Raw genomic sequence first — 21,494 nt, 5'->3', positions numbered from 1 at the left:
CGCGCGGGCGATGTTCTGGTCCACGATGTCCAGCGTTGCCGCCCGGCGAGGTCCAGCGTGCCGCCGGTTGTCCAGGAACAACCGGTAGACGCCCTTTTCGAACCGCCCCGCAGCCTCCGCACCGACATCAGTTCGCGCGTGCCGAACGCCGCGCGCGCCACCCCGGGCCAAGTCCTGGTGGCCGAGCCACCCCGGGTTTCGCTCGGTTCCGCACCCTGCTGCCGCGGCGGATGTCCTTCTTGGCGGGAAACGTGGTACTCACTGCCGCTGGCGCGACGGTCCCCGCCGGTTCCGGCGCACACTCTCCCCACGAAAGGACACGAGACCACCAGCAGCCTCGGGAGCCTCCAGTGAGACGCACCAGAATCGCTCTCTTCGCCCTGCTCGTCCTCTGCGCCGCGAGTTTCAGCCCCGCCGCCGCGTCGGCGAACGCCAAACGCGACGCCTTCGCTCTCTCCAGCACCGCCTTCGCCGACGGCGGGATGATTCCGAAGGTCCACGACTGCGCCAGCAGCGGCGACGGCGACCCCGAAAAGAAGGACGAGTCGCCGCCGCTGGCCTGGTCCGGGGCGCCGGAGCAGGCCAAGAGCTACGCGGTCGTCATGCACGACCTCGACAACGGCATCATCCACTGGGTCATCTACGACATCCCGGCCGCCACCGCCGAGCTGCCGCAGAACGTCGACCACGCGTATCAGCCGGCCGTTCCCGCCGGGTCGCGGCAGGCCTACTACCGCGGCAGCGCGAACTTCTTCGGATACCAGGGGCCGTGCACGACGAACCACACGTACGAGTGGGCCGTGCACGCGCTGAACAAGGAGTCGCTCACTGAGCTCGACTCCAGCTCGTCCACCCAAGCCGCGGAGACGGCCATCGACGCGGCCACCATCGCGACTGCTTCGCTGCGGGGCAACTCGTAGGCGGGGTTCGAGGGGCGCGGCACCAGAAGGCGATCACCTGACGGGCCGCGCCCCGTCCAGCGCCCGCGTTGATCTCCGCCAGCGCGACAACCGGCGGTCACCTGAAGCGAGACGCGTCCGGGCGCGGGTTCAGAAAGCGATCACCTGGCGGACCGCGCCCCCGTCCCGCAGCCGGGCGAACCCCGCATTGATCTCCTCCAGTTCGATCGAATGCGTCAGCAACGCTTCCACCGGCAGCAACCCCGCTTGGTACAGCGCGATGAACCGAGGCACGTCCCGCCGCGGCACGCACGAGCCCAGGTAGCTTCCCCGCAGGGTTTTTTCCTCCGCTACCAGGCTTTGCGCGGGCAAGGTCAGTCCGGCCGACGGGTCCGGCAGGCCCACGGTGACCGTCGTCCCGCCCGGCCGGGTCGCTTCGTACGCCTGGCTCAGGGCGGCGACCACACCGGTGGTGTCGACGGCGTAATCCACCCCGCCGCCGGTCAGCTCGCGGATCTCCGCGACGTCACCGGTCAGCACCGTGGCTCCCAGCGAACGCGCCAGGTCCCGCTTGCTCGGCACCGGATCGATCGCGAGCAGAGTGCTGGCGCCGGCGGCCTTCGCAGCGAGCAGCGCGGACAGGCCGACTCCGCCGAGGCCGAACACTGCCACGCTGTCCCCGGGGCGCACGTCCGCGGCGTTGAACACCGCGCCCGCGCCGGTCAGCACCGCACAGCCGAACAGCGCCGCGATCTCGAACGGCAGCGCCTTGTCGATCCGCACCGCCGACCGGTCGGCCACGACCGCGTGCGAGGCGAACGCGGAAACTCCGAGGTGGTGCAACGGATTCCCGGCCGGAGACGACCACCGGACGCCCCCGCCGAGCAGCGTGCCCTCGCGGTTCGCCGCCGCTGCCGGTCCGCACAGCGCGGGGCGGCCCGCCGTGCACGGGGCACAGTCGCCGCAGGAGGGCACGAACGTCAGGACTACATGTTCGCCGGGCTGGAAATCGCTGCCCGGTCCGGCTTCGACGACTTCACCGGCCGCCTCGTGGCCGAGCACCATGGGCACCGGACGGGGGCGTGAGCCGTCGATCACCGACAGGTCCGAATGGCACAGCCCGGCCGCACGCACGCGCACCAGAAGCTCGCCGGGTCCCGGCGGGGCCAGCGTCAGCGTCTCGATCTCCAGCGGCTTCCCGACCTCGCGCAGGACCGCGCCGCGAACCTCCATCACGCGCCGACCGGGACGCAGCGGGTGACGAGCCGTTCGGACAGCAACGGCACGACCTCGCCGAGCACGATCCGCGTGAAATGCTCCGACGCGCAGTGCGCGGTGAAGTCCGCCTCGCTGTCGTACTCCTCGACGATCACCACGACCCCGTCCTCGATTCCCGTGTGGACGGTGTACCGCAGGCAGCCGGGCTCGCGCCGCGACGCCTCCGCCATCGGGCCGAGCAGTTCGACGACCCGGTCCCGCTCCGCGGTCACATACCGGGCCACCACTACGAAACTCATTCTTCTCCTGTACGCAGCCGGGACCGGGTCAGCGACCACAGCCCCGGATCGGAGGACGCGGCGGCCGCCGCGCCCATCGCCAACGAATGCGCCACGCCGTCCCGGTCGGTGACGAAACCGGCCGCGACGAACGGCGACATGACCTCCCGCGCCGACTCCGACATCCACGGGATGATCGGGGCCGGCATCAGCTCGACCAGGTCGGGACCGCTGCGCTTGACCGCCTCCAGGCTCCGGTTGAGGTTCGAGCGGTCGGTGACGAACACCTTGTGCATCGTCAGCATCGACAGCGCCCGCGCCCGTTCGATCGGCGCGACCCGGGTGCTGACCACCCCGGCCGCCCCGATCTCCTGGAGGAAGTCCACGCCCGCGCGGTCGGTCGCGAGGCCGGGGCACGAATCGATGTTGACGAACACGAGCTTCTCCCGCCCGGCCAGCGCCGCGACGATCTTCGGCAGCTGCCCGACCGGGACCGACGCGAGGATCCCTACCCTCGACGCGGCGGTCAGGAAATCCGGCACCTTCGCGACGCCGACCACCGACGCGCACACCGGGACGTCTTCGAACGCCGCTGTGATCTTCTCGTTCATGCGGTTCACCGTTTCATGCCTTCCGCGACTTCTCTCTCCCGTCCCGACCGCCTGGTCTGTGTGGGGTCCCGTCCCGAAACCAGCGTGTGATGGGGCCCCGCACCCCGAAGCTTGATTGTGCTGACGGTCGGGGGTTGCTTGTCAAGGCGGGAAAGATGCCTTGACAAGCAACCCCCGACCGCAGGGAGGCTTCGTATCGGGGTGCAGGGCGGGGGCTGGGTGCCTCGATTGTCGGGTGCGCGGGTGCGGTTTAGGGACGTGAGGGGAACCCTGAGGGACTCAGAGTCCCTCAGGGTTCCCCTCACGGACGACAACCCAGCCGCGCCGCCCGCTCGGCCAGGCAGCGGGCTAGCGCCGCGGTCCATCAGGGACCGGTCAGCTGGCCTAGCCCAGCGGGTTCGGGCCCAGGTCGGTGGGCAGGCCGAGCTTGCCGGGGTTGAGCAGCCCAGCCGGGTCCAGAGCGCGCTTCACGTCGACGAACGTGCCGAACCCAGTGCCGAGTGCGTCCGCCAGGTAAGGCCCCCGCAGCAGACCCGAACCGTGGTGGTGGCTCAGCGCTGCCCCGTGCCGCACCAGCACCGCGTTCGCCGCGTCCCACGCCGACCGGTACCAGTGCCGGCGCTTCTCCGGCTCCACGTCCCCGCGCAGTGAGAAGTACAGGCAAGCCCCATCGGTGTAAGCGTGCGATTGGTGCGCCGAAGCGGCCAGAGTCCCTGGCACCGCCTGAATAGCGGCCACTACCTCGTCGTAGATCGCCGGGAGCGCGGACCACGCACCGGCCATTTCGAGGGTGTCGGCGACGAAACCCGGGCCGGGCGTGAACCCGTCCGCGGACTTGCCGACCAGCATCCGCTCGTCCAGCCAGCGTTCGAACACCGGCTGACCGTCCAATTCGGACCCGCCAGCCGCGCATTCCTCCGCGCTGACCTTGATCATCGCGTCGACCAGCACCGGGTCGCCCTCGTCGGCGATGAGCAGCAGGTTGGTGTCCGGCTGCCCGAAGTGCGTGCCGCTCTCGTGCTTGTCGTACAGCCGCATCGCGGCGGGAGTCGCGCCGCGCTGCATGATCCGGCGGCAGGCGTCGAGCCCGGCGGCGAAGGTCTCGAAGCCGTAGGCGACGGCCTTCGAGTACGTCGGCAGCGGGTGCGTGCGCAGCCGCACCGAGGTGATCACGCCGAGCGTGCCTTCCGAGCCGACGAACAGCTGCCGCAGGTCCGGGCCGGTCGCGGCGCGCGGGTAGTCGCCGAAGCGGGCCAGTGTGCCGTCGGCGAGGACGACGTCGAGGCCGACCACCATGTCCTCGATTTTCCCGTACCGAGTGGACAGCTGACCGGCGCCGCGGCAGGCCACCCAGCCGCCGACCGTCGAGATCGCGAACGCGGACGGCCAGTGCCCGGTGGTCGCGCCGTGCGTCTCCTGCAGCTCCTTCTCGAACAGGTCGCCGAACATGCCCGCCTGCACTTCGACGATCTGCGACTCGGCATCGAAGGACACGATCTTGTTGAGCCCGCACACATCCAGCACGACCCCGCCGTACACCGGCAGCGCGGCACCGGTGACATTGCTCCGGCCCGCCGACACGGTCAGCGGCACCCGGTGCTCGCCGCACAGCCGGACGGCGGCTTGGATCTGCTCGACGGTGCTCACCTCGGCGATCACCGCGTCCGGCGTCGCCGGGGTGCCCGCGGTCTCGCCGATCATCGAGCCTGCCCACCAGTCGCGGGTGCGCAGCACGACCTCGTCGCGTTCGGTGTGCACCGAGTCGGCCAGTTCGCGCAGCGCCTCGGTCAGCGCGGCGGGCACGGCCACGGCCGCCGTCTGCAGCGACGCGTCGCCCTTGCCGGGTTCGGTGCGTCCGCCCCAGCGCGGCGGCGTCGGCGCGCCGACCACGTAATTGCCCCGGTTGAACGGGTGCGTGACGGTCTGGCGGCTGATCATGCGTTGGCTCCCAACAGGTTGTCTCCGAACAGGATCGACTTCTCCCGGGCGACGTCCGCCCGGTACTGCTCCACTTGCGCCGCAACGGTTGCCGGACTGAGGCCGAGTTCCGCGCCGAGCAGTTCGCCCACCAGCGGCGCGGCCTCGACCGACGCGTCCCGGGCGAACAGCCGCAGCCGGGTCCGCCGCGACAGCACGTCGTCCACCGAGCGCGCCATCTCGGAACGCGCCGCGAACACCACCTCGGCCTTGAGGAACGGCTGCCCCTCGATGAGCGGCTCCCCCAGTGCCGGGTTCTCGTCGACCAGCGCGCTCACGAACCGGGCCTCGGTGCCGTAGCGGCCGCCGAGGTGCGCGGCGACGCCGCCGGTCGCGGCCGTGGCCTCCGCGTCGTATCCGGCACCGCCGATCAGCGGCAGGTTCTTGGTGCGGCACTTGGCTTTCCGGCTCAGCAGGCCGAGCGCCTTGTCCACGACCAGCTCACCCATGTGCCGGCTCGTGGTGAGCTTGCCGCCGGTCACCGTGACCATGCCCGCGGACACCGTGATGTGGTGGTCGCGGCGCATGTCGAGCGTCGCGCCCTCCTTGCCGCCGACCAGCGGGCGCAGGCCCGCGTAGCTGCCCAGCACGTCGCTGGCGTCCAGCTTGGTGTCGAAGGCGATCTGGGCTCCTTCGAGGAGGAAGTCCATTTCCTCGCGGGTGCAGTGCACGTCGTCGGTCGAGCCGGTGTAGTCGGTGTCGGTGGTGCCGACCACGACGACGTCGCCCCACCGCGTGCAGGTGGCCCGCCGCGCGCGGCCCGGAATCGGCACGGTGACCGTGCAGTCGTTGCGGATCTTCGACCACGGCAGCACGATGTGCACGCCCTTGGCCGGACGAACCTGCGGCTGGTGCCCGTGATCGGCCATGCCCTCGACCCGGTCGGCCCACACGCCGGTCGCGTTGACCACGACGCGCGCCCGGATGTCGATCTGCTCGCCGTCGGCCCGCACCGTCGCACCGGTGACCCGTCCGCCGGCGGTGCGCAGCCCGGTCACCTCGGCACCGTTGACGACCACCGCGCCGTGCCGGGCGGCGCTGCGCACGATCGCCAGCGTCAGCCGGGCGTCGTCAGCGCGGCTGTCGTAATACATCAGGCCGCCCTTGAGGTTCTCCGCACGGAGCGTCGGGGCGTGCGAGAGCACCTCGTCGACGGTGAGCCGCTGGTGCAGCTTCCCGATCCGCCAGCCGCCCGCGAGGTCGTAGGTCCACAAGAGACTCTCGAAGGCCTTGGCGATCCGGGCGTCGAACACTCCGTCCTTCGCCAGGATCGGGAACAGGAAAGGCAGCCGCTGCACCAGATGCGGGGCGTTGCGGCGGAACCGCTGCCGCTCCAGCAGCGAATGCCGGACCAGGTCGAGGTTGCCCTGCTCGATGTAGCGCAGGCCGCCGTGCACCATTTTGGACGACTTGGACGAGGTTCCGGACGCGAAGTCGTCGCGCTCCACCAGCGCCACTTTCAGGCCGCGGGAGACGGCGTCCAGCGCGGTGTAGGCGCCGGTGACGCCGCCGCCGATCACCAGCACGTCGAACGTGCCGGTTTCGAGGTCGGTCAGTGCCGCGCGGCGGTCCAGCCGCAGCGGCGCGGACAGGGTCGCCCTCGCGGCGACGGCGTTCGGCCGTCGGGACGGCAGTGTGAACATGAGCTTGTCTCTCCACTCAAAAGTTGAAAACGTCCACAAAGGACGGTTAGGACAGCGAGACCGCGAGCACGTCCTGCCAGCGGGCGCGCAGTTCGCGCCGTTCGTCCTCGGGCAGCCGAGGCTCGAAGACCTCGCCTTTGCCTTGGTGCGCAACGGCTTCGGCCAGAGACGGCCACACGCCCAGCCGGACGCCCGCGAGATACGCGGCGCCTCGCAGGCTGGCGGTCGCCGAATCGGCTACTCGTTCGATCTCGACACCGGCGAAATCGGCTTGGCTTTGCAGGAGGACGTCGCTGGCGGCCAATCCGCCGCCGGCGCGCAGGCGGGTCACCGGCCGGTTCATCGTCGTGCGCAGCGCGTCAACGGTGTCGCTCACGGCGTGTGCGATGCCGTCGAGCACCGCACGCGCCACCACATCGCGGGTGGTGGCCAGGCTCAGCCCGGTCAGCACCCCACGCGCGCCGGGCCGTTGCACCGGTGTGCGCAGCCCGGCCAGCGTCGGCACGAACCAGGTCGAAGTGCTTCTCGGCTGAGCCGCGGCCAGTTCGCTGATCTCGGCGGCAGAGCGGAACAGTCCGAGATCCTCGGTGAGCCACCGCAAGGCAGAACCGGTGGTCGAGGTGTAGGCCTCCAGGCTGAACCGGCTGTGTCCGGCGCTGCGCCAACCCACCAGGCACAGCACACCGTCGACCTTGCCGAGCCCGTCCGGCGGTTCGTCACCGGCCAGCGCGCCGACGAAGGTGCCGGTCCCGTGCACGCACGTGCCCTGACCCGGAGTCAGGGCGCCGAGCGCGATCAGCGAGGCGTGCTGATCGCCCATCACCGCCGCGATCGGCACCTCGATGCCGAGCAGCTTCTCGTCGGTGTAGCCGAAATCGCCGTCGTCGTCGACCGGCGGAGGGGCCAGCTCAGGCGGGAAACCGAGTGCTGCCAGCCATTCCTGGTCCCACGCGTGTTCGCGCAGCCGGTATCCGCCGAACGCGACCGCGTTGGTCGCCGACATGACATATCTGGTGCATCCGCTGAGATGCCACACGAGCCAGGTGTCCACCGAACCGAACAGCACCCGGTCGGCGGGCACGTCGAGCCGGTCGAGCTGCCGCGCCGCCCACAGGAACGGGGCGCGAGTGCCGACCGGGCGGCCGGTTCGCTCCCACAAGACCGGATCCCAGTCCGGAGACAGCTTCGCGAGCTCGTCCGCGTACCGGGTGTCCTGCCAGACCACGGCCGGAGCCAGCGGCTGCCCGGTCTCGCGGTCCCACAGGATCGCGGTGGCGCGCTGCGTGCACACCGACATCCCGACGATCTCGACGCCGTTCTCCCCCGCCCACGCGATCGCCTGGCGGGCGACGTCGACGGTGCGCTCCAGCAGTTGCGCCGCGTCCTGCTCCACACGCGACGGTTCGGGATGGACGACGTCGACCGAGGTGTAGAACGACGGCCCGCACCCGCCGTCCTCGCCGACCACCGCGGCCCGTGTGCCGGTCGAGCCCTCGTCGACGGCCAGGATTCCGCGCCGCGTCACGCCGTCCTCCCCGGCAGCGAGATCTCCTCGTCGTCCGGGTCGACGCCGCTGCGGGTCGGGTCCCAGCGCACGATCAGGCAGGACACCAGGCCGAGCAGCGGCACCGCGGCGAGCAGCGCGATCGTCGGGCCGAGGCCCATCGCCTCCTTGATCTGCGGGAACACGTACAGCCCGACGACGCTGCCGAAGCTCCCGAGCATGCCGGTCACGCCGGTGCCGAGGGTGCGGATGTCGCTGCGGTAGGACAGCGCCGCGATCGACTTGCCGTTCGCGCCGGGGCCTGCCGAATGGAAGAAGATGAACAGGAACGGCAGCAGGAACCCGATCGCGATCGGCAGCTTCCCGAAGCCCAGCCCCATCACCAGCAGGATGGCGAACGCGAAGGCGTAGCCGATCGCCGAGCTGACCCGCAGCCCGATCTTCCGGCCGAAGTAGGCCGACAGCGCGCCGCCGGCGATCCCGGCGACGTTGAAGATCATCGACCCGAGCGTGGCCGTCTCGAACTTGTCGCCGAAGATCGCGAGGCTGATCACCGGCAGGTACCAGCCGATCGCGAAGTACTGCATCGCCTGGGTCAGCGAGATCGCCGTGGACAGGAAGGTGCGCTGCAGGTACGGCTTGCGGAACAGCACGCCCGCCTGCCGGAACCCGATCTTCTGTTCCTCGGCCGCTTCGTCGCTCGCGGTTCCCGGCGTCACCTGGAAACCGTAGATCCGGCGAAGGCTGCGCGCGGCTTCCGGCAGCCGTCCCTTGGCCGCGAGCCACGACGGGCTTTCGGCGAGGAAGGCGATCTGCAGCACCAGCAGCGCGAGCGCGAAGACCCCGGCCGAACCGACCGACCAGCGCCAGATCTCCACCGAGACCCCGGCCTGGTAGAACGCCAGCGTCAGCGCGAGGTTCACCGTGGTGGCCACGTACCAGACGGACTGCCACAGGTTCAGCCGTCCGCGCAGCTTCGCCGGGGTGTACTCGGCGAGCAGGGCCATCGCCACCGCGAAGTCGATGCCGTAGGCGACGCCGACCAGGCCGCGCCCGGCCCAGACCGCCTCGAAACTGCCGCCGGTGGCGGTGAGCACCGCGCCGAGCCCGGCGATCGCCTTCGCCGCGATCAGCGGTTTGACCCGGCCGATCCGGGCGGCCAGCCAGCCGCCCGCCGGGTTGAACAGGATGGCGACCGCGGGCGCGGTCGCGGTGAGCAGGCCGACCTGGCCCGCGCCGAGCCCCAGTTCCTTGGTCATCGGCGCGAGACCGGCGCCGAGCGCGGCGTTGGAGTAGGCGTCCAGGAACAGCCCGCCCAGGACCAGGTACCACAGCAGGTTCGCCTTGCGCGGCAACTTCGACAACGTGTTGATCAGCGCGGTGACCTGCGAAACATTCGCGATCGATCGCGGCGTTGCGACCGTGGGAGAACTCATGGACCGCCAACTTTCTGCGCTGGCTGTCAGCGATCCCGGCATACGAAAAAACAGACACGACGAAGACCGCTGACAGTGGCTCTTCGTCTGTGCCTGTCTGAGAACGCAAGATTAAGCGGCGCGCTCGCGGGCGTCAAGCTGCCCGCGAGCGCGCGTTCGTCAGAGCACCTTCTGCAGGAAAGCCTGAGCGCGGGGATTCTCGTTGCTCTCGGAGAAGAACTCCGAAGGCGGCAGGTCGGCAGCGATCTTCCCGCCGTCCACAAACACCACCCGGTCGGCGACCTTGCGAGCGAACCCCATCTCGTGCGTCACCACCAGCATCGTCATCCCGTCCTTCGCCAGCTCGGACATGATGTCGAGGACGTCCTGGACCACCTCGGGGTCCAGTGCCGACGTCGGCTCGTCGAACAGCATCAGCTTCGGATCCATCGCGGCCGCACGAACGATCGCCACGCGCTGCTTCTGCCCGCCGGACAACCGGTTCGGGTAGGCGCCAGCGCGTTCGAGCATGCCGACGCGCTCCAGCAGGGCGCGCGCCTTCGTCTCGGCCTCTTCCTTGCTCCGCTTCAGCACATTCATCTGCGGCAGCACGACATTGCGCAGCGCGGTCATGTTCGGGAAGAGGTTGAAGTGCTGGAACACCATGCCCATCCGGGACCGCAGCCGGTCGAGGTCGACGCCGCGGCCGGTCAGTTCCTCGCCGTCGAACGAGACGCTGCCCGAGGTCGGGGTCTCCAGCAGGTTGAGACAGCGCAGGAAGGTGGACTTCCCGCCGCCGCTGGGCCCGATCACCGCGACCACCTGGCCGGGCTCGATCGCGAAGTCGATGCCGTCGAGCACCTTGACGTCGCCGTAGGACTTGGTCAGCCCGCGGACTTCCAGGAGCGCCATCAGATGTACACCGCCATCTTCTTCTCGAGGGTGCGCGTCGTGAAGCTGATCAGGTTGGTGAGCAGGTAATACAGCAGGCCGATGAACAGGTACACGGTCAGCGCGTCGAAGGTGCGGGAGATGATGGTCTGCCCCACCAGGAACAGCTCGTGAATGGTCACGAAGGACACCAGCGCCGAGTTTTTCGTCAGCGACACGAATTCGTTGCCCAGCGGCGGAAGCATCCGCAGGAACGCCTGCGGAATGATCACGTGCCGCATCGCCGACACCTGCGACATGCCGCACGATCGCGCCGCTTCCAGCTGTCCGCGGTCGATCGATTGCACTGCGCCGCGGAAGATCTCGGTCACGTACGAACCGCTGTAGAGGCCGAGCGAAATGATGCCCGCGGTCATCGGCGGAAGTTGCACGCCGAGTTGCGGCAGTCCGAAGTAGATGAAGAACAGCTGCACCACGAACGGCGTCCCGCGGATCACCGACACGTAGACATTGCCGATCCACCTGATGGGCGCGATCTTGCTCAGCTTGGCGAATCCGCCGAGCGTGCCGAGCAGCAGGCTCAATGCCAGCGCCAGCAAAATCACCTGGAGGCTGACCAGCAGGCCCTGCCAAAGCTGTCCCGAGGAATCGACGATGGTGGAGAAGTTGAACAGCGAGTGCCCGCCCGACTTCGCCGCCGTGCTCTCCGCGCCGAACCACTTTTCGGTCGCCTGCTTGTACGAACCGTCGTCGTGCATCTGCTTGAGCGAGGTGTTGAACGCGGTCCGCAGTTCGGTGTCGGCCTTCTGGAAGGCGTAGCCGTAGTTCTCCTCGGTCAGCCGGTCGCCGACCTGTTTGAGGCCGCCCTGCTGCGCGATGAAGTACTTCCCGGCCGGAGCCCCGGTCACGACGGCGTCGGCCTGGCCCAGCTTCACCGACGAGAACATCTGCTCGTTGGTCTGCGCCGTGATCAGCTGCGCGGCGGGCTGGTGCTGCGTGAGCCAGTCGACGGACTTGGTGCCCACCTGGACCGCGACCCGCTTGCCGGCGAGATCCTTCAGCGAGCCGACGGAGTTGTCCTTGTCGGAGACGAAAACCGCGAGGCCGCCCGGGTAGTAGATGCCCGAGAAGTCGACGGCTTTCTCCCGCGCGGGGCTCATGTAGATCGCCGACGCGCCGACGTCGATCTGGTTCGCCTGCAGCGCTGGGACGATGTTGCCGAAGGGCATCTGGACGAAGTCGACCTTCTTGATGCCCGCCCGCTGCGCGAGGGCCCGGACCAGGTCGATGTCGAAGCCGAGCTGGCCACCCTTGGCGTCGGTGAACTCGAACGGCGGGAACGTCGCGTCGGTGCCGACCCGGAGCGTCGTCTGCCCGGACCGCAGCGCGGCGAGCTTCCCGCCTTGTTGTTCGGCCGCGGTCGCCACACTCGTCGGCAAGAACGCGAGCAGGCAGGCCAGCAGCACGGCGCCGAGCCGCGGCCAGATTCGCTGAGGGGGCATTTCAGTTTCCTTCCGGGACCGGACGGCTCGTCACGAGCGTGTGCGCGAGGCGGGCCGCGATCCGGGCTGTGCGGGTGTCGACGTCGTAGACGGGGTTCAGTTCGGTGATGTCGGCGAGGGCGAGCTTCGGGTCTCTCGCGACCAGCCGGCACACCTCGAGGACGACCGCGGCGGGTACGCCGAGGGTCGAGGGAGCGCTGACCCCAGGCGCCTGCGCGGCGGGGAGCACGTCGAGATCGATCGACAGGTACAGCGCGTCGACGTCCGCGACGAAGGCCCGGACGAAGTCGAGAACTGGCTCGAGACGGCGTTCCTGGCAGTCGACGTCCAGGAGGTGGCGGACGTTCAGCTCGGCGGCCGTCTCGAACAGCACGCCGGTGTTGCCGGGTTCGCTGATCCCGACCACGGCGTAGGCGAATTCCGCGCCGCGTTCGGCTTCCCTGGCGGCGATCTGCCGGAACGGGGTGCCCGAGGACGCCCGGTCGGCGGTCCGCAGGTCGAAATGCGCGTCGAGGTTGAGGATCCCGAGGCGCCGGCCGTCCAGCAGACCGCTGCGGGCGAGGCCGAGGTAGGAGCCGTACGCCGTTTCGTGGCCGCCGCCGAGCACGAGCGGCAGATGTCCGTCGTTGAGCTGCTTCGCGACCAGCTCGCCGAGGTTTTCCTGCCCCGCTTCCAGCGCATCGCCCTCGACGGAGACGTCGCCCGCGTCCCTGATGACGAACTCGGGCTGGATCGCGAACGACGCCAGCGCCTTGCGGATCGCTTCGGGCCCCGCCTGCGCTCCCGGGCGCCCGCCGTTGCGCCGGACCCCGGCGTCGCTGGCGAACCCGACCAGCGAAACGCCGCGCCCGCTGGAGAATTCGTTGACGGCGTGGTGCCATCGGCGATGTTCCGGACCGCTGCCGTCCTCGCGGCCGGTCCATGGGATGGTGCTCACACGTGCTCCTGCAATCGGCTGATGTCCTGCGCGGCGGCGTGGGTGAGCGTGACGAGGGAATCTCGGCGCGGGCGCACGCGGAAATCCGGGGCCATCGTGCTCACCGCGCCGACGAGCTTGCGGTGCCGGTCCAGCACCGGCACGCTCACGCCCCACACCCCCGGATCGACCTGGCCGACGCTCTCCGCGAACCCCTGGTCGCGCACCCGGCGCAGCTCCCGCTCCAGCTTCCCGACCTGCTCGCCGTCCAGCCCGTGCGCCTCGGCCGTCGCCGCGACCCGGTCCTCCGGCAGATACGCCAGCAAGGCCTGCGCACTCGCCCCGAAGACGAGCGGCTTGCTCAGCCCCGGCGAGAAACTGCACCGGATCACCCGGGTCCCCTCGGCCGCTTCGACGCAGAGCACGTCGTTGTCGCGGGCGATGAGGAACGCGGCGAGTTCGTCGGTGTCGGCCGCGAGCTGCCGCAGCCGCCGCTTGACGCCGCCCTGGCCGAGCGCCTCGCGGCGGTAGTTCTCGGCCATCTGGACGGTCAGCGAGCCCGCACAGTACCGGCCGCGGGTGCGGGCCTGATGGACCAGGCCGATCTCGACGAACGTCGTCAGGTACCGGTAGACGGCGCTGGACGGAATGCCCGTGCCGACGGAGATCTCCTCCGCCGTGGCGCTCTCCCGCTCGGCGAACACCGCCAGGATCCGCGCCGCCCTGGTCCCGGCCTTCCGGTTGGCATCCGCGCTTGTCATGGCGCGCACGCTACGTCGCGGCCGGGCGGGTTCCTAGCGGGTATTCCCAGTTAATGGGAAGTTTATTCCCGGTGATTGGCTGTGTGCGGAGCGGAGCGGAGGCGCCGTCAGTGTCCGGCGGTGCCGTCCGGGCTGTGTTCGCCGTTGGGCAGGCAGTTCGGATCCCGGTAGCCCGGCCCGGTGAACCTGCTGCGGATTTCGTTGTCGTCGCTGACTTTCCGCGCCGAGCGGAACTGGACGCGGAACTGGTCGGCGATGCGCGCGGTGGCGTTCTGGTCCGTCGGCACCACCATGACCGAGGCGGGCATCGCGTCCGCCCCCGTCGTGCTCAACAACTCCGGCTGGTTCGCGAAGATCCGCCGGAACCTCGCGTAAGCCTCCTGCTGAGTCTCGGTGTAGGACCGCAGGACCCGGGGATCACCGCGCAACGCCCGGGCGACGTCCGCCATCTCGGCGTCGGTTTTCAGACTGATGGTCACGGTGCCGGCACAGACGTCGTGGGCGCCGAGCGGTATCGCACCGTCCGGCAACGCGTACCCGTCCATCGCGCGCCCGTTGAACAGCCACCAGCCCGAAGCGCCCAGCACGGCGACGGCGGCCAGCACGACGGCCGCGATCGCCAGCCGGTACCAGCGAGCCACGCGCGGCGGCGCGGCCGGCGGCGGGGCTGTCGTCTCGGGGTTCTCGGGTTCATTGTCCGCACCGGTGTCCCGGTCGTTCATCACGTTTCCCAATTCCGTGTTCGCCTGAATACAGTTCCCGGTTATCGGGCACGGGGACCCCGCCGTTACGGCAGTAAGCACGAAACTCCCGCGACACGGACAAAAGCCGTACGGAATACTCCTCTCTCGTGTTCCTGACAGTCACCACGACCCACCGCCCCGCCTCCGACTTGGGATTCCTGCTGCACAAGCACCCAGGCCGGGTGCAGTCGTTCGAGCTTTCCGCCGGGCAAGCGCACGTCTTCTACCCCGAGGCGTCCGACGAGCGGTGCACCGCCGCCCTGCTGCTCGAAGTCGACCCAGTCGCCCTCGTGCGCGGCAAGGCGGGTTCCGGCGACGGGTTCACCCTCGGCCAGTACGTGAACGACCGCCCCTACGCGGCGTCGAGCCTGCTTTCGGTGGCGTTGAAGGAAGTTTTCCGCACCGCGCTCACCGGCCGGTGCAAGTCGCATCCGGAGCTGGCGGCCCGGCCGATCCCGCTGGACATCCGGGTGCCCGCGTGCCCGGGCGGCATCGAACTGGTGCGCCGGATGTTCGAGCCCCTCGGCTGGACGGTCGAGGCGACGGAGCTCCCCCTGGATCCGGAGTTCCCGCAGTGGGGCGATTCGCGCTATGTCGACCTCCGGCTCACCGGCGAACTCCGGCTGGCCGACGCCCTCAACCACGTCTACGTGCTGCTTCCGGTGCTGGACAACGCGAAGCACTACTGGGTCAGCGAGGAGGAGATCGACAAACTGCTGCGGGCCGGCGGCGACTGGCTTGCCGGGCATCCGGAGAAGGAGCTCATCACCCGCCGCTATCTCGCGCACCGCCGTGCCTTGACGACCGCCGCGCTGACCCGGCTGGCCGAAGTGGACGATGCGGAGCCCGAGGAGATCGACAACGCGCTCGCCGCGCCCGCCGTCCTCGAGGCGCCGGACCGTCCGGTGCCGCTGGCCGAACAGCGGCGCGGCACGATCATGGCCGTGCTGCGGTCGCTCGGCGTCCGCTCGGTCGGCGATTTCGGCTGCGGCGAGGGCGCGCTGGTGCGCGACCTGCTGGCCGAGCGGTCGGTCGAGCGGATCGTGGCCGCGGACGTGTCGGCTCGCGCGTTGCAGGTCGCGGCGCGGAAGCTGCGGCTGGAGCGGATGTCCGAAAGGGACCGGGCCAGGCTGGAGCTGCTGCAGTCCTCGCTCACCTATCGCGACGACCGGCTCGCCGGACTCGACGCGGCCGTGCTGATGGAGGTCGTCGAGCACGTCGACCCGCCGCGGCTCCAAGCGCTGGAGCGGACGGTGTTCGAGTTCGCCGCCCCGCGCGCGGTCGTCGTGACGACGCCCAACCGCGAGTACAACGTGCGGTTCGAGACGCTGCCCGCAGGCAAGCTGCGGCACCGGGACCACCGTTTCGAGTGGACTCGCGCCGAGTTCCGCGAGTGGGCGGACCGGGTCGCGAACAACCACGGCTACAGCGTGCGAATGCTGCCGGTCGGCTCTGACGACCCCGAAGTCGGCCCGGCGACGCAGCTGGCTCTGTTCACGAAAGGCGGTGCGGCATGAGCACGCTGGAAATCCCTGATCTGTGTCTTGTCGTGCTTATCGGCGCGAGCGGGTCAGGCAAATCGACGTTCGGCGGCGCGCAGTTCAAGGCGACCGAGGTGATTTCGTCGGACTTCTGCCGCGGCCTGGTGTCCGACGACGAGAACGACCAGTCGGCGACCAAGGACGCGTTCGACGTCCTGCACTACATCGTCGGCAAACGGCTCGCCGCCGGGCGGCTGACCGTGATCGACGCGACCAACGTGCAGCCCGACGCGCGCAAATCGCTGGTCGCTCTGGCCAAGGAGCACGACGTGCTGCCGGTAGCGATCGTGCTGGACATGCCGGAGTCGCTTTGCGTCGCGCGCAACGAAAGCCGCGCGGACCGGACCTTCGGCGCGCAGGTGATCCGGCGGCAGCGAGACCAGCTCCGTCGCGGGTTGCGCAGCCTGCAGAAGGAGGGCTTCCGGACGGTGCACGTGCTGCGCACCCCGGAGGAGGCCGCCGAAGCAACGATCACGCGGGTCCCGCTGTACAACGATTTGCGGCACGAGACCGGGTCGTTCGACATCGTCGGCGACATCCACGGCTGCCGGGTCGAACTCGAAGCGCTGCTCGCCGAACTCGGCTACGCCATCGACCGCGACGAGCAGGGCCGCGCGATCGGGGCGAAGCATCCGGAGCGGCGGGCGGTGTTCGTCGGCGATCTCGTCGACCGCGGCCCGGACACGCCGGGCGTGCTGCGGCTCGTGATGGGCATGGTGCGCGCCGGAAATGCCTTCTGTGTCACCGGAAACCACGAGCACAAGCTGCTGCGCGCGTTGCGCGGGCGGAATGTGCAAGTCACGCACGGGCTCGCGGAATCGCTGGAACAGCTCGCCGCCGAACCGGCCGAATTCCGTGCTGAGGCACAGGACTTCATGGACGGGCTGATCAGCCACTACGTCCTCGACGGCGGCCGGCTGGTCGTCGCACACGCCGGGATCACCGAACGGTTCCAGGGCCGTGCGTCCGGGCGCGTGCGGAGCTTCTGCATGTACGGGGAGAGCACCGGCGAGACCGACGAATTCGGCCTGCCCGTGCGTTATCCGTGGGCGAACGAGTACCGGGGCCGCGCCATGGTCGTCTACGGCCACACCCCGGTGCCCTCGCCGGAATGGGTGAACAACACCCTGTGCCTGGACACCGGCTGCGTCTTCGGCGGAACCCTGACCGCGTTGCGGTATCCGGAAAAGGAGATCGTCTCCGTCCCGGCGGCCGAGGTCTATTACGAGCCGGCCAAACCGTTCCCGGCCAACCCGTCGGCGGCGGAGCCGGTGGCGCACCGCGACCCGGGCGTACTGGACGTCATCGACGTCCTGGGCCGCCGCGTGATCGAGACCGCTTACCAGAAGCGGATCGGTGTCCGAGAAGAGAACGCCGCCGCCGCGCTGGAGGTGATGTCGCGGTTCGCGATCGACCCGCGCTGGCTGGTCTACCTGCCGCCGACCATGTCGCCGGTCGCCACCGCGACGGCCGACGGGCTGCTGGAGCATCCGAGCCAAGCGTTCGACTACTTCCGCGCGGAGGGCGTGGATTCCGTGGTGTGCGAGGAAAAGCACATGGGTTCGCGCGCGGTCGCGCTCGTGTGCCGCTCGCTCGACGCGGCCCGCGCCCGCTTCGGTGCGCCCGGCGACGCCCTCGGTGCGGTGTGGACCCGGACCGGACGGCATTTCTTCACCGAAACGCTGACCGCCGAAGTAGTCGACCGGATCCGTGCTGCCGCGGAAAAGGCGGGCCTGTTCGACGAACTCGGCTCGGACTGGTTGCTGCTCGACGGCGAACTGCTGCCGTGGAGCGTCAAAGCCGAGCAGTTGCTGCGCGAGCAGTACGCGGCTGTCGGCGCTGCCGCCCGGTCCGCGCTTCCGGCCGCCGCGAGCGCGCTGGCCGCCGCTGATGCGTCCGGCCTCGACGTGTCGGCGTTGTTGGAGCGCACGACTTCGCGCGCAGCCAACGCGGACGCGTTCGCCCAGTCGTACCGACGCTATTGCTGGCCGACCGACGGCCTCGACGGCGTGCGCTTCGCGCCCTTCCAGGTGCTGGCGTCGGCTGGCCGCGCGCATCACCGGCAAAGCCACGACTGGCACCTGGCGCTGGCCGACCGGCTCGTCGAAAGCAGCGACGGCTTCCTCGCCCCGACCGGCCGGATTTCGGTCAGCACCACCGATCCCGCCTCAGTCGCGGCGGCCGTCGACTGGTGGACCGGACTCACCGCGGAAGGCGGCGAGGGCATGGTGGTCAAACCGGCCGCCAACCTGGTGCGGGGATCGCACGGCCTCGTGCAGCCGGGGTTGAAGGTCCGCGGACGCGAGTACCTGCGGATCATCTACGGCCCCGACTACACCGAGGAACGCCACCTGACCCGGCTGCGGCAACGAGGCCTCGGCCACAAGCGCTCCCTGGCGCTGCGCGAGTACAGCCTCGGCCTCGAAGCACTGGACCGGCTCGCCCGCGACGAGCCGATGTGGCGCGTGCACGAGTGCGTTTTCGCCGTGCTGGCACTGGAATCCGAGCCGGTGGACCCTCGCTTGTAGCCAGTCCCGGCGGCGCTCGTGAACCGGTGCGTTTTCGCGAATACTGCGAAAACGCACCGGTTTCCCGTCCTTACGCCGTATACGGCGACCGCTGCTCCAACGACGGGCTCACGTCCGGATGCCGCCCCTCCTGACCAGGAACCGGCGTGACCGTCGGAGCCTGCAGATCCGTCTCCGACCTCCGCGCCAGCCGCTCGTCCCGATGAGCGATGGCGTCCGCCACGTCCTGCTCGCCGCGGATCCGGGCCAGCGCGCCGAGCGTCGCCGCGTGCGCCAGCGCCAGGATCAGCAGCAGCACGCCCACCCGGCCGACGACGCCCGGCAGGTCGCTCCCGCCGATGTCGACGGTCGAGATCAAGGCCAGGATGCCCAGCGTCCCGAGGTGGAACAGCACGGTCACCAGGCGGGTCATCGAGGCGCCGGCTCCGGGGTCCCCGTAGGCGTTCGCGAGGTAGCGGCGGCCGCTGCGGTAGATGATCTGGCCGTCCACCAGGACCAGCGCGATCCCGATCGCGAGGAACGAGAGGTAGGCGTTGGTGCTCATGCCGGGTGCTCCTTTCCCTGCCGTGCTCCCGTTCCCTGGTTACCCGCGGCGCGGCGCCGGAAACGGGGCCTTTCGGGTGCCGCCGATGCGTCCGGCGGGTGATGATTGGCTCGGCCCGGGGCCGGGTAACCCGCACCGCATGGTTCAGCGCGAAGAGGACGGAAGAGGCACGCTCACCGCGGCTGCGCCAGTGGTCGAGCTGCGCCTGCCGGCGAACGGGGAGCTGCTGTTCCTCGCCAGGCTGGTGGCCGAGGACCTCGCTTCCTCGGCGGAATTCCGGCTCGACGAGGTCGCCGACCTCCGGTTGGCAGTCGACGAAGCCGTCGCGGCGCAGGCACGGCGGGCGGACGACGGCGCGGTCCTGGAATGCGCGTTCCGCTGCGCCAGCCGGATAACGGTCACCGTCACCACGACGTCGTCGTCGGAGTTCCCGCCCGGGCCGGACGAGGTCGGCTGGCTTATCCTGCGCGCGCTCACCGATTCGCTCGCCGCGTGGACTGAACCCGCGCCCGGTGCGGACGGGTGGCGGCTGTGCGTCGAATTCACCAAGGAGCCGTACCCCGCGATGCGCTGAGTTTCGCTTCCGTCCGAACGGGAATCCGGCCCGCATGCGCCGAGTGGACGAACTTCTCGCCGAGCACGGCACGACTTTCGCCGAAGAGGCGGGCATCAAGCTGGCCGACAAACCGCAGCCGCTCTACCGGTTGCTGGTCCTCGCCACACTCCTGTCCACGCGAATCAGCGCCGACCTGGCCGTCGCCGCCGCGCGGGAACTCTCGCGTTCGGGCTGGCGTTCGCCGGCGGCGATGCGCGATTCCACGTGGCAGCAACGCGTTGACGCACTCGGCCGCGCCCACTACGTCCGGTACGACGAAAGCACCTCGCACCACCTCGGCGAAGGAGCCGATTTCCTCCGCGACCGCTACGGCGACGACCTGCGCCGGATGGCCGACGACGCCGACGGAGATCCGCGACGGCTGGAGAAACTCCTCGCCGAGTTCCCGCGGATCGGCCCGACCGGCGCGCAGATCTTTTGCCGGGAAGCACAGGCGGTCTGGCCGTGGCTGCGCCCGTATTTCGACCGCAAAGCCTTAGCCAGTGCGAAAAACGCCGGACTGCCCGACGATCCGCAACGGCTGGCGAAGCTGGTTCCTGGCAACGATCTGGCCAGGCTCGCGGCAGCGTTGGTACGACGAAGCCTGCGGCGTTAGCCCGGGTGCTCCTCGACGCCCTCGCGCACGATCGCCACCGGGCACGGCGCGTGATACGCCATCGCGTGGCTCACCGACCCGAGGAACGCGCCCCGCAGCGCACCGCGGCCATGCCCGCCGACCACGAGCAGCGTCGCCGCCTCCGCGTGGTCCAGGAGCACCTCGGCCACGCTGCCCAGCGCCACTTCCCGGTGCACCACGACGTCCGGATGCAGCTCGCCGAGACCGGTCAGCGACTCCGCGAGCAGCCGCTCGCCCTCGTCTTGCGGGCTCTGCTGCCCCTCGCCGCCGGAGCGGGCCGGGCCGAAGACGTCCTCCGGCGGTTCCGACCACACGTGCACCGCGTGCAAGCCGCACCCGTGCCGGTCGGCGAAGTCGTACGCGTACCGGACCGCCGCGACGCTGGCCGGCGACCCGTCCACCCCGACGACGACCCGCCGGGCCTTCTCCCTCCCCGGCCGCACCACGACGACCGGGCGCGCGCTCGCGTGCACCACCTGCGAGGCCGTCGACCCGAGCAGCAGCCGGGGCAGCCCGCCGCGCCCGGACGCGCCGACGACGATCAGCTCCGCCTGCCGCCCGATGTCGGCCAGCTCCCAGCTCGCCCGCCCGAACCGGACCCGGGTGCGCACCGGCAGCCCCGGCCGCTTCCGGCCGACCTCGGCGGCGACGCCGGCCAGCTCCTTCTCCGCGTAGTCCACCACGGACTGATCGGCCACGATCTCGCCCGCGACCGGGGTGATCACGCCGGGAACGAAGTCGACGTTCGGCATCGGCAACGTCATGGTCCGCACGAGGACCAGACACGTCCCGAGCGCCTCCGCCTCGGCGGCGGCCCAGTCCACGGCCAGCCGGGCGCCCTCGGAACCGTCGTCCCCGACGACGACTCCCGGCTCGGCCCGGTTCTCCTCGTCCATCACCCGCCTCCGTTCGCGCGCGACGCTTTCCCGCTAGGTACCCGGTCGCCTGGCACGGCAATCGGGCGCTGCCCGGTCCGGCGGCTTCCGCGCTGGTCAGCGGGGTTCGGGCGGCACCGGCGGTTCCGGCGGAGGCTCGGTGACCCGCTGCTCAGCAGGCACAAGGCCGAGGTGCGCGATGCGGCACGGACGCGGCCGCCCGGGCTCCTCCGCGCCGGGGCGTTCGACGGGGAGGCCTGAACCTCGGCAGCTCGGCGGCCCGTCACACCGGGTCCGGCGCCGATCTGCTCCACCGGCCCAGGCACCGCCCTGCCAACCACCCGACAGCCAGGCCCGAACCCTGGGCGAACCCAGCCGTCCCGCACACCGCGTCCGGCCCCGATCTGCTCCACCGG

At 70.2% G+C, this 21,494-nt stretch carries 19 protein-coding genes; 5 read left to right on the top strand and 14 right to left on the bottom strand.

The window, feature by feature from the left end; translation table 11 throughout:
- Positions 1–350: 350 nt before the first annotated feature.
- Positions 351–920, top strand: a complete 570-nt coding sequence (locus ABD156_RS15760) for a YbhB/YbcL family Raf kinase inhibitor-like protein (protein WP_344272976.1) — start codon at positions 351–353, stop codon at positions 918–920.
- Between the two features lie 129 nt (positions 921–1,049).
- Here the strand turns inward: ABD156_RS15760 and ABD156_RS15755 are convergent, their stop codons facing one another.
- The 12 genes from ABD156_RS15755 to ABD156_RS15700 form a co-directional block, all read right to left on the bottom strand.
- A complete protein-coding gene (locus ABD156_RS15755; protein WP_344274462.1) occupies positions 1,050–2,132 on the bottom strand; it encodes a zinc-binding dehydrogenase in 1,083 nt (360 codons plus the stop codon).
- Positions 2,132–2,416: a putative quinol monooxygenase gene (locus ABD156_RS15750; protein ID WP_344272973.1), complete on the bottom strand. Its 285-nt coding sequence runs from the start codon at positions 2,414–2,416 to the stop codon at positions 2,132–2,134. Before ABD156_RS15750 ends, ABD156_RS15755 begins: the two co-directional genes overlap by 1 nt.
- Positions 2,413–3,006 (bottom strand): glycerol-3-phosphate responsive antiterminator, encoded by a 594-nt coding sequence (locus ABD156_RS15745; RefSeq protein WP_344272970.1) that lies wholly within the window; start codon positions 3,004–3,006, stop codon positions 2,413–2,415. Before ABD156_RS15745 ends, ABD156_RS15750 begins: the two co-directional genes overlap by 4 nt.
- Before the next feature lie 384 nt (positions 3,007–3,390).
- A complete protein-coding gene (locus ABD156_RS15740) occupies positions 3,391–4,944 on the bottom strand; it encodes an FAD-binding oxidoreductase (protein ID WP_344272967.1) in 1,554 nt (517 codons plus the stop codon).
- Positions 4,941–6,626, bottom strand: coding sequence for a glycerol-3-phosphate dehydrogenase/oxidase (locus ABD156_RS15735; RefSeq protein ID WP_344272964.1), 1,686 nt, complete (start codon positions 6,624–6,626; stop codon positions 4,941–4,943). Before ABD156_RS15735 ends, ABD156_RS15740 begins: the two co-directional genes overlap by 4 nt.
- Before the next feature lie 46 nt (positions 6,627–6,672).
- Positions 6,673–8,151: an FGGY family carbohydrate kinase gene (locus tag ABD156_RS15730; RefSeq protein WP_344272960.1), complete on the bottom strand. Its 1,479-nt coding sequence runs from the start codon at positions 8,149–8,151 to the stop codon at positions 6,673–6,675.
- Complete coding sequence (locus ABD156_RS15725; RefSeq protein WP_344272957.1) at positions 8,148–9,566, bottom strand: MFS transporter; 1,419 nt, start codon at positions 9,564–9,566, stop codon at positions 8,148–8,150. The genes ABD156_RS15730 and ABD156_RS15725 overlap by 4 nt, the downstream gene beginning before the upstream one ends.
- A gap of 159 nt (positions 9,567–9,725) precedes the next feature.
- The gene (locus ABD156_RS15720) at positions 9,726–10,457 is read right to left on the bottom strand and encodes an amino acid ABC transporter ATP-binding protein (protein ID WP_344272954.1); all 732 of its coding nucleotides are present in this window, start codon (positions 10,455–10,457) and stop codon (positions 9,726–9,728) included.
- Complete coding sequence (locus ABD156_RS15715; protein ID WP_344272950.1) at positions 10,457–11,938, bottom strand: ABC transporter substrate-binding protein/permease; 1,482 nt, start codon at positions 11,936–11,938, stop codon at positions 10,457–10,459. The genes ABD156_RS15720 and ABD156_RS15715 overlap by 1 nt, the downstream gene beginning before the upstream one ends.
- 1 nt (position 11,939) lies before the next feature.
- A complete protein-coding gene (hutG, locus tag ABD156_RS15710) occupies positions 11,940–12,875 on the bottom strand; it encodes a formimidoylglutamase (protein WP_344272946.1) in 936 nt (311 codons plus the stop codon).
- Positions 12,872–13,615: an IclR family transcriptional regulator gene (locus ABD156_RS15705; RefSeq protein ID WP_344272943.1), complete on the bottom strand. Its 744-nt coding sequence runs from the start codon at positions 13,613–13,615 to the stop codon at positions 12,872–12,874. Before ABD156_RS15705 ends, hutG begins: the two co-directional genes overlap by 4 nt.
- A 107-nt stretch (positions 13,616–13,722) precedes the next feature.
- The gene (locus ABD156_RS15700) at positions 13,723–14,337 is read right to left on the bottom strand and encodes a permease-like cell division protein FtsX (protein ID WP_344272940.1); all 615 of its coding nucleotides are present in this window, start codon (positions 14,335–14,337) and stop codon (positions 13,723–13,725) included.
- 128 nt (positions 14,338–14,465) lie between these two features.
- Between ABD156_RS15700 and ABD156_RS15695 the strand changes: the two genes are divergently transcribed.
- Both ABD156_RS15695 and ABD156_RS15690 read left to right on the top strand, forming a co-directional pair.
- A complete protein-coding gene (locus ABD156_RS15695) occupies positions 14,466–15,875 on the top strand; it encodes a 3' terminal RNA ribose 2'-O-methyltransferase Hen1 (protein ID WP_344272937.1) in 1,410 nt (469 codons plus the stop codon).
- Positions 15,872–18,427, top strand: a complete 2,556-nt coding sequence (locus ABD156_RS15690; RefSeq protein WP_344272935.1) for a polynucleotide kinase-phosphatase — start codon at positions 15,872–15,874, stop codon at positions 18,425–18,427. The genes ABD156_RS15695 and ABD156_RS15690 overlap by 4 nt, the downstream gene beginning before the upstream one ends.
- 70 nt (positions 18,428–18,497) lie before the next feature.
- Here ABD156_RS15690 and ABD156_RS15685 read toward each other — a convergent pair whose 3' ends face one another.
- Positions 18,498–18,971 carry a hypothetical protein gene (locus tag ABD156_RS15685; RefSeq protein WP_344272932.1) on the bottom strand — a complete coding sequence of 158 codons (474 nt, stop codon included), beginning with the start codon at positions 18,969–18,971 and terminating at the stop codon, positions 18,498–18,500.
- Positions 18,972–19,110: 139 nt separating this feature from the next.
- Here ABD156_RS15685 and ABD156_RS15680 point away from each other — a divergent pair, with 139 nt between their 5' ends.
- Together ABD156_RS15680 and ABD156_RS15675 are read left to right on the top strand one after the other, a co-directional pair.
- A complete protein-coding gene (locus ABD156_RS15680) occupies positions 19,111–19,545 on the top strand; it encodes an ATP-binding protein (RefSeq protein WP_344272929.1) in 435 nt (144 codons plus the stop codon).
- Between the two features lie 34 nt (positions 19,546–19,579).
- Positions 19,580–20,182 (top strand): endonuclease, encoded by a 603-nt coding sequence (locus tag ABD156_RS15675; protein ID WP_344272927.1) that lies wholly within the window; start codon positions 19,580–19,582, stop codon positions 20,180–20,182.
- Here the strand turns inward: ABD156_RS15675 and ABD156_RS15670 are convergent.
- Positions 20,179–21,099, bottom strand: a complete 921-nt coding sequence (locus tag ABD156_RS15670) for a universal stress protein (protein ID WP_344272924.1) — start codon at positions 21,097–21,099, stop codon at positions 20,179–20,181. The two genes, ABD156_RS15675 and ABD156_RS15670, sit on opposite strands and share 4 nt — an antisense overlap.
- Positions 21,100–21,494 lie beyond the last annotated feature (395 nt).

Origin of the sequence: Amycolatopsis albidoflavus, assembly GCF_039525725.1 — a bacterium.
Classification (GTDB): Bacteria; Actinomycetota; Actinomycetes; order Mycobacteriales; family Pseudonocardiaceae; genus Amycolatopsis; species Amycolatopsis albidoflava.
This window is presented reverse-complemented; position numbering and strand designations above follow the sequence as displayed.

Coding starts and splice junctions, on each gene's coding strand:
- ABD156_RS15755 (WP_344274462.1), bottom strand. CDS start 2,132: ATGGAGGTTCGCGGCGCGGTCCTGCGCGAGGTCGGGAAGCCGCTGGAG.
- ABD156_RS15750 (WP_344272973.1), bottom strand. CDS start 2,416: ATGAGTTTCGTAGTGGTGGCCCGGTATGTGACCGCGGAGCGGGACCGG.
- ABD156_RS15745 (WP_344272970.1), bottom strand. CDS start 3,006: ATGAACGAGAAGATCACAGCGGCGTTCGAAGACGTCCCGGTGTGCGCG.
- ABD156_RS15740 (WP_344272967.1), bottom strand. CDS start 4,944: ATGATCAGCCGCCAGACCGTCACGCACCCGTTCAACCGGGGCAATTAC.
- ABD156_RS15735 (WP_344272964.1), bottom strand. CDS start 6,626: ATGTTCACACTGCCGTCCCGACGGCCGAACGCCGTCGCCGCGAGGGCG.
- ABD156_RS15725 (WP_344272957.1), bottom strand. CDS start 9,566: ATGAGTTCTCCCACGGTCGCAACGCCGCGATCGATCGCGAATGTTTCG.
- ABD156_RS15720 (WP_344272954.1), bottom strand. CDS start 10,457: ATGGCGCTCCTGGAAGTCCGCGGGCTGACCAAGTCCTACGGCGACGTC.
- ABD156_RS15715 (WP_344272950.1), bottom strand. CDS start 11,938: ATGCCCCCTCAGCGAATCTGGCCGCGGCTCGGCGCCGTGCTGCTGGCC.
- ABD156_RS15705 (WP_344272943.1), bottom strand. CDS start 13,615: ATGACAAGCGCGGATGCCAACCGGAAGGCCGGGACCAGGGCGGCGCGG.
- ABD156_RS15700 (WP_344272940.1), bottom strand. CDS start 14,337: ATGAACGACCGGGACACCGGTGCGGACAATGAACCCGAGAACCCCGAG.
- ABD156_RS15690 (WP_344272935.1), top strand. CDS start 15,872: ATGAGCACGCTGGAAATCCCTGATCTGTGTCTTGTCGTGCTTATCGGC.
- ABD156_RS15685 (WP_344272932.1), bottom strand. CDS start 18,971: ATGAGCACCAACGCCTACCTCTCGTTCCTCGCGATCGGGATCGCGCTG.
- ABD156_RS15680 (WP_344272929.1), top strand. CDS start 19,111: ATGGTTCAGCGCGAAGAGGACGGAAGAGGCACGCTCACCGCGGCTGCG.
- ABD156_RS15675 (WP_344272927.1), top strand. CDS start 19,580: ATGCGCCGAGTGGACGAACTTCTCGCCGAGCACGGCACGACTTTCGCC.
- ABD156_RS15670 (WP_344272924.1), bottom strand. CDS start 21,099: ATGGACGAGGAGAACCGGGCCGAGCCGGGAGTCGTCGTCGGGGACGAC.